Genomic DNA, 12,057 nt, shown 5'->3' on the forward strand with positions numbered 1-12,057 from the left:
CCATTCTCGTCGATCCCCTACCCCCGATGGACGCCCGGGACGGTTCTCTGGTTCGGTCCCGCCCCGGGGCGGTCCGCGCGTCAGTTCGGGCGCAGCACCCGCGTCGCGCCGGCGATCAGCGCCGTCACCAGCACCCACCCCGTCGCGACCAGCGTGTACGCCACCCAGCGGGACCAGTTCACCGCGTCGTAGGACAGCTGCTGCCCGAACGTGTCGAGCGGGATCAGCAGGTCCAGCGTGTAGATCAGCGCGTGGAAGGACGGCAGTTCGTCCGGTGGCTTGACCGCACGCGGATGCTCGATGGAGAACACCGTCGTCCCGACGGCCAGCAGGGCGGCGAACCACGCGAACGCCAGCCAGGGCCGGTAGCCGAACCCGACCGTCCAGTCGAGCACGTGGTTCCACGCCCGGGCGACCGGATGCAGTCCGCGGCGCCGCGCCCGCATCTTGGCGAGCTGCACCTTCCGGGCCAGGTCGTCGTGGCCGATGCCGTGGTACCAGCCGGCCAGCTGCTCGTACGGCTGGAGGTGGAACTCCGGGTCCCGCGACACCCAGCTGAGCCGGTGCTTGAACTCGGCGCCGCGCAGGGTCTGGTACGTCATGCCGTTCAGGTACAGCTCGTCCGGCCAGATGTCCGGGTGGTCCATGACCAGGTCGATCCTGGAGTACGACAGCGACACCCGGCCCTTGATCGGCTCCGCCGGCCACAGCAGCAGCTCGTCGACCTGCATGTGGCTGGCGTGCAGGGCCATCCGCGCGGGGTCCGAGGAGTCCAGGCGGCCACGGATGAACGACAGGACGCCGTTGACGCGGGCGCTGCGCAGGCGGACGGTGCCGAACGTGCTGAACCCGTGGCTCAGCTCGGCGGTGTCCTCGACGACGATGTTCTGCGCGTCCAGCGCGATGCGGCCCGGATTGGTGAGGGTGGTGCGCTCCATGAACAGCCCGCCGTTCATCCGCGCGCCCACGAACCGCACCCCGCCGGTGATCTCGGCGTCCCGGATGAACGCCCCGGCGTCCACGACGAGCGCGCCGCCGGAGACCGCCCACTTCTCCGGCGCCGACGCGGTCACCCGCGTCCCGTTCATCCGCAGGCCGCCGAGGATCTGCGCCCGCGGCAGCCGGACCTCCCCCTCGATCTCGGACCCGGACAGGCTGAGGAAGCCGTCCGCGCGCAGGCCGCCGCCGTCGAAGCCGGGCATCCGGCAGCCGGAGAACCGGAGCTGGCGCGTCTCGGCGTTGGCGAACACCGGCTCCTCGACGAGCCGGCAGTCCTCCAGGAGCAGCTCGGCCTCGACGCGGCCGCCGGCGACGTCCAGCCGCCCGGTGACGTAGGCGCCGCGGAGCCGGACGGCCGCGACCGCGCCGGGACGCGGCGCGCACTCGCCGAGCAGCAGCCGGGTGATGATCTCCGCGCGGACGATGCGGTCGGGCAGGGGGCCGGCCGGGCGGTCGTCGCCGAGGACGACGGCCGCGCCGGTGGGGAACGCCGTCCAGAGGCGCCGTTCCGCGTTGTTCAGTCCGGGGGGCTGGGGCACGGGACCCCTTTCTACGCGGAGATCCCCTCCGCGATCAACATCGCGGAGGGGATCCCGTGGACGGCCGGCCGGCGATCAGAAGAAGCCCCGGCGGCGCCCGGCCTCCCGCAGGAAGCCGTCGAGCTGCTGCTCCCAGTTGGTGTGCTCGACGGTCGCGTAGTCGACCGTGAACCGGCTGAACGCGTCATGGCCCTCGGTGAACACCCCGCCGCGCTTGTCGAGCTCCAGCACGACCTCCATCGACTGCGGGTACGACACGAACGTCACTTCGAGCTGCTTGATGCCGCGCGCGTAGTGCCCCGGCGGGTAGAACTCGATCTCCTGGTAGAAGGGCAGCTCCTGGTGGACGCCCCAGATGCGGCCCTTCTCGCAGTCGGCGTTGCGGAACTGGAAGCCGAGGTTGGAGAACGCCGCGAGGATGCGCTCCTGCGCGGGCAGCGGGTGGACGGCGATCGGGTCGAGGTCGCCCGGGTCGACCGCGCCCGTGACCTCCAGTTCCGTCGCGATCCCGACCGTCGTGCCGTGCAGCGGCCGCCCGTACATGTGGGTGAGCGGCGCCTCCCACGGGATCGGGAACTGGAACGGGATGCTGTGCCGCGCGCCCTCCTGCAGGCTGAACCCGCCCGCGACGGGCATCTTGGCGTACTCCAGGTTGGAGGTGTACTCGTTGTCGCCCGACTCGACCTCGACCTTGGTGCGCAGGGCGAGGTTCACCGCCTTGATGTCGGAGTTGAACTGGCCTCCGATGATGGCGATCTCGCCTGTGACGACGCCGCCGGGCGTCGTGTTGGGGTCGTGCAGAACCGTCTCGATCGAGGGGCCGCCGATGCCCATCGCCTGGCGCAGCTTCTTGAAGACCAAGGTCCGTCCTCCCGTGTTCGAGCGACTCCCCGCGCTCTCGTCCCATAGACGCTGTTACGGGAGATTACGTTCCGGGGAACTCGGCTGACCTGCGAAGGCGGTGGCCGTTCCTGGCCGTTCGCGCCGCTCCGCCGTCCCGCGGGTCAGTGGCCGCCGCCGGCGAGGTTCAGCCCCACGACCCCGAGGACGATGAACGCGAGCGCGACGACGCGGGTCGCGGAGACCTCGTCGCCCATGAAGAGCATGCCGAGCACCGCCGTCCCGACGGCCCCGATGCCGACCCACACGGCGTAGGCGGTGCCGACCTCCAGGTGCTTGAGGGCGACGGTGAGCAGGCCGAAGGACGCCGCGGCGAACACGAGGAACCCCACCGACTCCAGCGGCTGGGTGAAGCCCTTGCTGCCCTTCAGGCACAGGGCCATGGCGACCTCGAAGAGGCCGGCGACGATGACGAGGATCCAGGCCATGGTGGCACTCCCGGATGACGAGACGACTGCTGTCACGCGCCGTCTTCGCGTTCCGGGTACGGCGCACCTCGTCCGGGAGAGACCGCACGCCCGTTCCAGGCGTGGCCCTCACCTTCGCCAACGGCCCCGGGACCCGGGATGTTCCCGCGTCAGGTACGGCCCAGGGCGCGGTACTCCCAGCCCGCCGCGCGCCAGCGGGCCGCGTCGAGCGCGTGGCGCCCGTCCACCACCCGCCGGTGCCGGACGATCCCGGCCAGTGCCTCCGGCTCGACCTCCCGGAAGTCCGACCACTCGGTCAGCAGGACGACCACGTCGGCGTCCTGCGCCACGCCGAACGCGCTGTCCCCGTAGGTCAGCTCGGGGAACGCGCGGCGGGCGTTGTCGAGCGCGACCGGGTCGTAGACGCGCACGTCCCCGCCGAGGCCGTGGATGGTGCGCGCGACGTCCAGCGCGGGAGCGTCCCGGATGTCGTCGGAGTTGGGCTTGAACGCGGCGCCCCACGCGGCGACGCGCTTGCCGGCGAGGTCGCCGCCGAGCAGGTCCCGGACGAGGTCGACCGTGCGGGCCCTCCGGCGCCGGTTGATGTCGTCCACCTGGCGCAGGAACGACACGGCCTGGCCGACGCCGATCTCCTCCGCCCGGTGCGCGAACGCCCGGATGTCCTTGGGCAGGCAGCCGCCGCCGAACCCGAGGCCGGGCCGCAGGAACTTGCCGCCGATGCGGTCGTCCAGCGCCAGCGAGTCGGCGAGGTCCTTGACGTCGGCGCCGACCGCCTCGCAGACCTCGGCCATCGCGTTGATGTAGGAGATCTTCGTGGCGAGGAAGGAGTTCGCCGCCACCTTGACCAGCTCGGCGGTCGCGAGGTCCGTGCGGACCACCGGCGTGCCGAGGTCGAGGACGGGCTTGAACGCCGCCCGCAGCCGCTCGTGCGCCCAGTCGGACGCGACGCCGAACACCAGCCGGTCCGGCCGCAGCGTGTCGTCCACGGCGAAGCCCTCGCGGAGGAACTCGGGGTTCCAGGCCAGCTCGACGTCGGTCCCGGCGGGCGCCAGCTCCTGCACGAGGCCGGTGAGGCGCGCGGCCGTCCCGACGGGCACGGTCGACTTGCCGACGACCAGGCACCTGCGGCGCAGGTGCGGCGCCAGGGAGCTGACGGCGGCGTCGACGTAGGTCAGGTCGGCCGCGTCCGAACCGGCCTGCTGGGGTGTTCCCACGCACACGAAGTGGACGTCCCCGAACTCCCCGGCCTCCGCGAAGGAGGTGGTGAACCGGAGCCGGCCGGAGTCGAGTGCCTTGGTGAGCAGCTCCGGCAGCCCGGGTTCGAAGATCGGGACTTCGCCCGACGCCAGTCGTTCGACCTTGTGCCGGTCGACGTCCACGCCGAGGACCTCGTACCCCAGCACGGCCATGCAGATCGCGTGCGTGGCGCCGAGGTAGCCGGTCCCGATGACGGTCAGTCTCGGGGCGGCCTCCTCCTCCTGCCTCATTGCGCACCTCCTCGTGCACCGCGGGTGAATTCGCGCCCGCCTGATCTTGCCACCCCCGCCGCGCGGGGCGTAGGAGGGTGCGGCTCAGGGGGCCCCGGTGACGTGGGTCACGCGGAGGAGACGGGCGTGGTATCGATGTGGCCTGCCTCCCCGGAAACCGGACGATCGGGGTGGTTGTCAGCGGTTACCAGCGGGTAGCATGTCGTCGAGTTACTGACCAGTACGCAGCGGGGCCGCCGGTCGCCGCCGGAACCAGACGGAGTCTCGAATGGGGCACTACAAGAGCAACCTCCGGGACCTGGAGTTCAACCTCTTCGAGGTGTTCAGGCGCCAGGACCTCCTCGGCAGCGGCCCGTACGCCGAACTGGACGAGGACACCGTGCGCAGCATCCTCGACGAGGTGAACCGGCTGGCCGAGGGCCCGCTCGCCGCCTCCTTCGAGGACGCGGACCGCAACCCGCCGGTGTTCGACCCGGCCGCGGGCACGGTCACGATGCCGGAGGGCTTCAAGAAGTCGTTCAAGGCGTGGATGGACTCCGAGTGGTACCGACTCGACCTGTCGCCCGAGTTCGGCGGCAGCGGCGCCCCGCGCTCGCTGACCTGGGCCGTCGCCGAGCAGGTGCTGGGCGCCAACCCGGCCGTCTACATGTTCGCCTCCGGCCCGGGCTTCGCCCAGATCCTCTGGCACATCGGCACGCCCGAGCAGAAGAAGTTCGCCGAGCTGGCCCTTGAGCGCCAGTGGGGCGCCACGATGGTGCTGACCGAGCCGGACGCCGGCTCCGACGTCGGCGCCGGGCGCGCCAAGGCGGTCCAGCAGCCGGACGGCACCTGGCACATCGAGGGCGTCAAGCGCTTCATCACCTCGGCCGAGCACGACATGTCCGAGAACATCTTCCACCTGGTGCTGGCCCGCCCCGAGGGCGCCGGCCCCGGCACCAAGGGCCTGTCGATGTTCCTCGTCCCCAAGTACCTGGTGGACGTGGAGACCGGTGAGCTCGGCGAGCGCAACGGCGCCTACGTGACCAACGTCGAGAAGAAGATGGGCCTCAAGGTCTCCACGACCTGCGAGCTCACCCTCGGCGAGAAGCACCCGGCGGTCGGCTACCTGGTCGGCGACGTCCACCAGGGCATCCGGCAGATGTTCCTCGTCATCGAGTACGCGCGGATGATGGTCGGCACCAAGGCCATCGCCACCCTCTCGACCGGCTACCTCAACGCGCTGGAGTACGCGAAGGAGCGCGTCCAGGGTGCGGACATGACGCAGATGACGGACAAGACCGCTCCGCGGGTGACGATCACCCACCACCCGGACGTCCGGCGCAGCCTCATGACGCAGAAGGCCTACGCCGAGGGCATGCGCGCGCTCGTGCTGCTCACCGCGTCCTACCAGGACGCCGTGCAGCTCGCCGAGTTCGAGGGCCGCAGGGACGAGACCGCCGAGAAGGTCAACGACCTGCTGCTGCCCATCGTGAAGGGCTTCGGCTCCGAGCGGGCCTACGCGCTGCTCGGCGCCGAGTCGCTGCAGACGCTCGGCGGGTCCGGCTTCCTGCAGGAGTACCCGATCGAGCAGTACATCCGCGACTCCAAGATCGACACCCTGTACGAGGGCACCACCGCCATCCAGGGCCAGGATCTGTTCTTCCGCAAGATCCTGCGGGACAACGGCGAGGCGCTGAAGGTGCTCGTCGGGGAGATCCGGGCGTTCGCCGGCTCCGAGGCCGGCAACGGCCGCCTCAAGAACGAGCGCGCCCTGCTCGGCCGGGCCCTCGACGACGTCCAGGGGATCCTCGACCCGATGGTCGGCTGGGCGCTCGGCTCGATGGAGAACCCGAAGGAGCTCTACAAGATCGGGCTCAACTCCTCGCGCCTCCTGCTCGCCCTCGGCGACCTGATCGTCGGCTGGCTCCTGTGCCGGCAGGCCGAGGTCGCGCTGACCGCGCTCGGCGGCGGCGACGTGTCCGACTCCGACAGGGCGTTCTACACCGGCAAGGTCGCGGCCGCGCAGTTCTTCTGCCAGACCGTCCTGCCCCGCCTGGCCTCCGACCGCGCCATCACCGAGTCCACCACCCTCGACGTGATGGACCTCCCCGAAGACGCGTTCTAGCCCCGCCGCGCTGTGGCCCTGCCCCTCCGGGCAGGGCCACGGTGCTACTCGGCTACTTCAGATGCCTGGCGAAGAACTGAGCCGCGGCGTCCCCCGCGTAGTGCGGGACTCCGGTGTGCCCGCCCATGTTGGCGTTCAGCGTCTTCTCCTTGGAGCCGAAGGCGTCGAACAGGTCCAGGGCCGCCTGCCGGTCGTTGCCTTCGTCGTCCCACTGCAGCAGGACGTGCAGCGGGATGGTGACCTGGCGGGCCTCCTCGATGATGGAGCGGGGCACGAAACTCCCGGCGAACAGACCGGCGGCCGCTATGCGCGGCTCGACCACCGCCAGCCGGACGCCGATGGAGATGACCCCTCCCGAGAACCCGACCGGGCCGCCGACCTCGGGCAGCGCGAGGAGCGCGTCCAGGGTCGCCTGGCATTCCGGGACCGCCTGGTCGACCAGCGGAAGGATGAGCCGGTCCACGATGTCGTCGCCGACCGGCTCGCCGGCCTCCAGCGCCCGGCGCATGTCGGCGCGGGCTTGGTCTGCGGCGTCGGAACCCGGCCGGTCACCGCTCCACGGGAGCTCGACGGTGGTCGCGGCGAAGCCCCCCGCCACGCAGTGACGTGCCCGGCCCACCAACCGGGGGTACATCCTGCGCAGCCCGCCGGGGTGGCCCATCAGGATCAGCGGAACCGGCGCGGACGCGGACGCGGCCTCGGGCGTCCAAAGGATGCCGGGAATGTCGCCGAGGGTGAATTCGCGTTCGAGGACGCCGTCGTCGAGGCGCCGCTCGGAGGTGAAATGCATGGTCGTGCCTTTCGGGAGTGCGCTTGAACGGCGCTCCCGGACGACCTATCGCCCGACCGTGACCCCAGAGGGGAGCACCCATGTCGATACTAGGTTCACGGGTACCACCTCCTCGTTCTCTGGCACGGCCTCCGAAAAGGTATCAGCGCCCCCGCGCCCCGCCAACGGCTTTTACGGAGTCCGCCGCCCGTTCGCCGGGTCAGTGGTCGGAGCGGTTGGATGGTCGGTGACGTCCTTTCCGATCGCCGGGCCGCAGCCCCCACGCCTACCGCTGACCCCGCCACTGCGGACCTGGGCCCTGGTCATTGTGGTTGGGTAGAACGGTGTCCCGGCGGAGAGGCTTTCAGCCTTTCCGCCGGGACACCGCGAACGGCGGGGAGACTGAGCCTCTCCCCGGCGCAGATTTCATGCGGATCATGCGAAACCGCACGAACTGTGCCAACCGGCTTGGATCACCCGCAGCCGACCGGCTTCCTCAGGCGCTCGACCGTCCCGCGTAAAGTTCTCCGCTGGACGGTCTCCGCCTTGGGCTTCTTCGCGAGCAGGGCGGCCACGGCTGCGATCACGCTGATCGAGGTCATCCCGACGACCTGCCATATCGTCGGGATCTTCTGCTCCATGATCAGGTCGACCAGCAGGCCGAGCAGCGGGATGACGCTCCACAGGATCGTGTAGACGGCGTCTCCCAGAGCCCTCCTTGCCCGGCTGTGCAGGTACCTGGGTACGACGACGGTCATCAGCGCCGTGCAGAGCAGCGCCAAGAGGACCTCCCAGGACCAGCCGACCGACGCGTCCTCGCCGGCCAGCATCGCCCACACGCCGAGACCGACCACGCCCAGGCCCGTGCCCAGCGCCTGGAACTGGTCGGCCTCCGCACCGCCCCGTTCGATGAAACCCCGGGACAGCGCCATGTAGACGAGACCGGAGACAGCCGATCCGATGGACCAGATGACTCCCCACGGGCTCGCCGTGATGCGCCACGCCTCGATGGAGACGGCGAGGCCCAGCACGATGAGCAGCGGCACCAGCATCGCCGCGAACCGCTGCCCCGTCTTCCAGACCCCTGATGAGTAGGTCATGGTCGAGACGGCGAACGTGATCGCGTTGATGGTGGCGAGGGCCGTCCCCGGCGACGTCATCGCCATCACCATCATTCCCCGGCCCGCGATGTTGCAGCCGGCGAAGGCGATGACGGCCGTCACGGTCTTCCAGGTGAACAGGAGCCGCACAGGCCGCGGCTTCCCGCGGCGGAAGGGATCCGGTACCTGGAGCCTGTACGCCACCAGCAGTGCTGCCAGCACGGTGCCGTACTCGGCCATCGTGATGATCAGGATGGCCACCATGAACACGAGGGTCGCCTTCACGGCTCGCCGGGTGTACACGAGCCGCTGGGGCCACAGCGACAGCATGCGGCCGATCAGCCCCAGTAACTGGAGCCTGTACGCCACCAGCAGCATGACCATCGCGCCGATGCCGTACTCGGCCGTCGCGACGACCAGGGCCGACATCGTGATGCCTTCGAGCAGATAGTTCTTGAAGATCGATCGCCCGAACAGCTTCGAGGAACCTTCGACGAGGGTGATACCCGCGCCCAGGGCTATGTTCTCCGGCCTGGCGGCCGGCTTCTCTTCCATTGTTCTGATCCCCTCAGACAGGCGCGCAAGAGGATCAGCTGTGAGCCGGTCCCCTGGAGATCGCGCCGATGGATGCGACGAGACTCCGCAGAACCGGAAAATTTTTCTGGTTTGTGAAGTTCAGGCGATCATATGCTCGACCTGCGGCGAATGGCGGTGTTCCAGGCCAGCCGGTCGACGGGACGCCATCGCGCACCAGGGGTGCCGGCGGCCGGGGAGCGCCGGGGTTATGGCGGGGGGTGGTGCGGTTGACTACTGTTGCCCGCGTCCCTCGCCCGTCCCCCCTCCCGAGCGGATGAACGATGCGTGCGCTGCCCCTCGCCGTTTCCTCTGTCGGCCTGCTGCTCGTGGCCGGATGCGCCGATGCCGGCCGGGCCGAGAAGGTGGCTCCGCCGACGGTTCGCGCGGGCGCCGCTCTCCCCACCGTGCAGCCCGCGGGCGCGTACGCCAAGGAGGGGTGGTTCGGCGGCGCGGACGGCCTGCACGCGCGCGTGGCCATCCGGGGCGTCGAGCGGCAGGCCGCGAAGTCGGTGCTGCGCTACAGCGTGACCTCGCTGGACTCGTCGGTGAAGTCGGTCCCGTTCGAGATCGCGCTGCTCGACACGGCCGGGCGCCGGCTCTACAAGCCGACGGGGACCACCAGCGGCTCGGGTTTCGCGCCCGGCACGACCCGCGAGATGGCCGCCGACTATCCGCCGATCCCGGCGACCGTCCAGAAGGTCACCGCGATCACGCCCGGGACGGCCGGCGAGTTCACCGGCATCCCGGTCAGCGTCGCGTCCGCCGGGCCCTCGGCGACGCCGTCCCTGTCGTCCGCGCCGCCGAGCGGGTCGGTGCCGTCGTCCTCGACGCCTCCTTCGTCTCCGTCGGCCTCGTCTTCTCCGTCGGTCGGGGCCGAGCCGGAGGTCGGGGCCCAGCCGTTCATGGCGGGCGCTCCGTCACCGATCACGACCTCCCCCACGCCCACGGCGTCGGGCTCGCCCTCGACGACCGCGCCGGGTGGGAACCCCGTCGACCTCTACGACATCGTCGAGGAGGAGAACCGGACCGTCGTGTCGAACGGTTCGAGCGCCACGGTCAGCCTGCGAAGCGACACCCTGTTCGAGATCGGCTCGGCCAAGCTGAAGAGCGGGGCCAAGGCCGTCCTGGACGGGGTCTCTCAGCAGATCAAGGGGCAGGCGTCCGGCGCGCTGACGTTCGTGGCGAACGCGAGTGACACCAAGGTGTCCGGAGACCGGGCCCAGGCACTTCTGAACGAGATGAAGACCAGGCTCGGCGCCGGTTTCACCTACACGGCGAACGGGCGGCAGGACGGTGACGGCGTCGACTTCACCTACCAGCTCAAGTCGGCCCCGCAGGTCTCCACCCCCCCGGCTGCCTTCCGTGCGCAGGACGGGCAGAACGTGGTGACCCGCACGGCCCCCTTTGGCGCTGCCAAGAGGCGCCTTGAGGTCAAGCCCTTCTACAGGGACGGCGCCTACATCGTCGCCGTGTTCGACATCGTGAACGAGGGCCCCGGGACCACGCCGCCGGACGCGTCCTACCCGAACGCGAGCTATCCGGGCGGGGTGTTCGGATCGTTCTCGATCCAGGTGCCGGGCAAGAAGGACGTCTACCGCGCCGTCCGCGTCGGCCCTCCGACGCCGGGCCGCCCCACCGACTACATCGATCCCGGACGGGCCGTCTTCCGCACGGCGGTCAACGAGCCCGTCCGAGGCTTCGTCTACCTCCCGGCCCCACCCGGCAAGGTCACCTCCGTGACCTTCAACGCCGGCCCCTTCGGCAAGGTCGACAAGGCCCCCGTCTCCTAGTGGTGGGCCGCGGGGGCCGGCTCCGCGCCGCCCCCCGCGCGGACACGCGACCAACCAACCTCACGAAAAATCGAGGCTAGTAGTTGTACTTCCACTTGGCGCAGTTCTCCATGGTTCCCTGCACGCACTTGTTGGTCATCAATCCTGGATGGGTGTACTCGTTCAGCGTGCTGAAGACCAGGAAGAACAGACCGGTCGCGAAGAACAGCGTGATGACGACCGCCGCGATGCGGCCCCCGAGGTCACGAACGGCGCCGATGAGAAGGATCGTGGCGATGCCGGCGAGTGCGTAGACCAGGCCGAAGGAGTTGTTCTCGATCCACGCGATGTGCCCGAGACGCCCGGTGATGGGCTCTGACGCGGGCGCTCCCCCCACCAGATTGAACCGGACGATGGCGGCGGCGTTGCCCAGCAGGTTGAGGCCGGCGGCCAGGACCAGCAGATACACCGGAGAGAAGGTTCCGCGCGTGGTCGCCGTGAACCGGTAGAGCTCGGTCTCCCCCCGCTTGGCGCCCGCCGGCTCCTGCAGCGTGTCGCCGTGCACCCAGAGGTAGAGGGCGGCGGCGCCGAGCAGGACGCCGAACCAGAGCAGTGGTCCGCCGAACACCATGTTGATCTCGGGTTTGGCCGTGAACGGGCCGGTGGTGATGGCGTCCCAGCTCAAAGAGGTCAGGATGAGGGAGCCGACGCCGAACGTCAGCGCCCACCCCCTGGCCCACAGCCGGTCGCCGCGCCGTGCCAGGAAGAGGAACACGGCCAGCGCGATGAGGGATGCTCCCGCCGCCTCGCCCATGATCGTGTTGTGCATGATCATTGGTTCGGCGGCCTCTGGCTGTGCCATCACCGGTACATGCTTGCTCAATGAGTCCAAGGTGTCTCTTTCCAATGATCTCGGTTTTGGGCGCGCGGAACGCGGTTCCTCGCATGATGAGTCTTTGCTGGGAAGCGGGCGGCCGTGAGCAGCGGTCACCCGGCGGTTCGAAAGCGCTCCGTTTCGGCGGGTGTCCGCAGCCGCCATCCAGATCTTCGCTGCGGGGCCGCTGCCGCCAGTTTCCGCCTACCGGAGTCGCGGCTCGACCTCAGCGGTACCTGGTATCGGTCGCCGGGAGTGTCGGTCCTTTTGGGAACGGCCGGTTATGGGAGGCAGCCGTCCCGTGAGCCTTGCGGCCCGGTCATGAGACTACGGACTTCACCTTCGGCCGCCGAAATGTGAGGTGTCGCCATACTGGACGCAGCGTAACGTCCAGCGGATGGTGGAGACCGAGTGGTCAGAGCCGATGCCGGTCGCGTTCGGGAGTCTCCCCGGCGCAGCAGAGACCCAATGCGATGGCAGGGTGGGACTGGGCGCGGGGGTCGGCAGTCGTA

General features: G+C 69.9%; 9 protein-coding genes and 1 riboswitch. Of the genes, 2 read left to right on the forward strand and 7 right to left on the reverse strand.

Annotated elements, in window-relative coordinates:
- Window positions 1–80 precede the first annotated feature (80 nt).
- The 4 genes from BKA00_RS30035 to BKA00_RS30050 form a co-directional block, all read right to left on the reverse strand.
- A complete protein-coding gene (locus tag BKA00_RS30035) occupies window positions 81–1,538 on the reverse strand; it encodes a hypothetical protein (RefSeq protein WP_185030749.1) in 1,458 nt (485 codons plus the stop codon).
- A 75-nt stretch (window positions 1,539–1,613) separates the two neighbouring features.
- The gene (locus BKA00_RS30040) at window positions 1,614–2,399 is read right to left on the reverse strand and encodes a sporulation protein (protein WP_185030751.1); all 786 of its coding nucleotides are present in this window, start codon (window positions 2,397–2,399) and stop codon (window positions 1,614–1,616) included.
- A 143-nt stretch (window positions 2,400–2,542) separates the two neighbouring features.
- Window positions 2,543–2,866, reverse strand: a complete 324-nt coding sequence (locus BKA00_RS30045; RefSeq protein ID WP_185030753.1) for a DMT family transporter — start codon at window positions 2,864–2,866, stop codon at window positions 2,543–2,545.
- 33 nt (window positions 2,867–2,899) lie between these two features.
- Window positions 2,900–2,963: riboswitch (guanidine-III (ykkC-III) riboswitch) on the reverse strand.
- A gap of 52 nt (window positions 2,964–3,015) precedes the next feature.
- Window positions 3,016–4,353 (reverse strand): UDP-glucose dehydrogenase family protein, encoded by a 1,338-nt coding sequence (locus BKA00_RS30050; protein ID WP_185030755.1) that lies wholly within the window; start codon window positions 4,351–4,353, stop codon window positions 3,016–3,018.
- A 268-nt stretch (window positions 4,354–4,621) separates the two neighbouring features.
- Between BKA00_RS30050 and BKA00_RS30055 the strand changes: the two genes are divergently transcribed.
- The gene (locus BKA00_RS30055) at window positions 4,622–6,457 is read left to right on the forward strand and encodes an acyl-CoA dehydrogenase (protein WP_185030757.1); all 1,836 of its coding nucleotides are present in this window, start codon (window positions 4,622–4,624) and stop codon (window positions 6,455–6,457) included.
- Window positions 6,458–6,509: 52 nt separating this feature from the next.
- Here the strand turns inward: BKA00_RS30055 and BKA00_RS30060 are convergent, their stop codons facing one another.
- Together BKA00_RS30060 and BKA00_RS30065 are read right to left on the reverse strand one after the other, a co-directional pair.
- Window positions 6,510–7,247 (reverse strand): dienelactone hydrolase family protein, encoded by a 738-nt coding sequence (locus BKA00_RS30060; RefSeq protein WP_185030760.1) that lies wholly within the window; start codon window positions 7,245–7,247, stop codon window positions 6,510–6,512.
- 452 nt (window positions 7,248–7,699) lie between these two features.
- Window positions 7,700–8,881 (reverse strand): hypothetical protein, encoded by a 1,182-nt coding sequence (locus BKA00_RS30065; protein ID WP_185030762.1) that lies wholly within the window; start codon window positions 8,879–8,881, stop codon window positions 7,700–7,702.
- Between the two features lie 302 nt (window positions 8,882–9,183).
- On the opposite strand from BKA00_RS30065, the gene BKA00_RS30070 reads away from it, so the two are divergent.
- Window positions 9,184–10,692, forward strand: a complete 1,509-nt coding sequence (locus BKA00_RS30070; protein ID WP_185030764.1) for an OmpA family protein — start codon at window positions 9,184–9,186, stop codon at window positions 10,690–10,692.
- 76 nt (window positions 10,693–10,768) lie between these two features.
- Here BKA00_RS30070 and BKA00_RS30075 read toward each other — a convergent pair whose 3' ends face one another.
- Window positions 10,769–11,533: a DUF981 family protein gene (locus tag BKA00_RS30075; RefSeq protein ID WP_185030766.1), complete on the reverse strand. Its 765-nt coding sequence runs from the start codon at window positions 11,531–11,533 to the stop codon at window positions 10,769–10,771.
- Window positions 11,534–12,057: the final 524 nt, after the last annotated feature.

This window comes from Actinomadura coerulea, from assembly GCF_014208105.1.
Lineage (GTDB): Bacteria > Actinomycetota > Actinomycetes > Streptosporangiales > Streptosporangiaceae > Spirillospora > Spirillospora coerulea.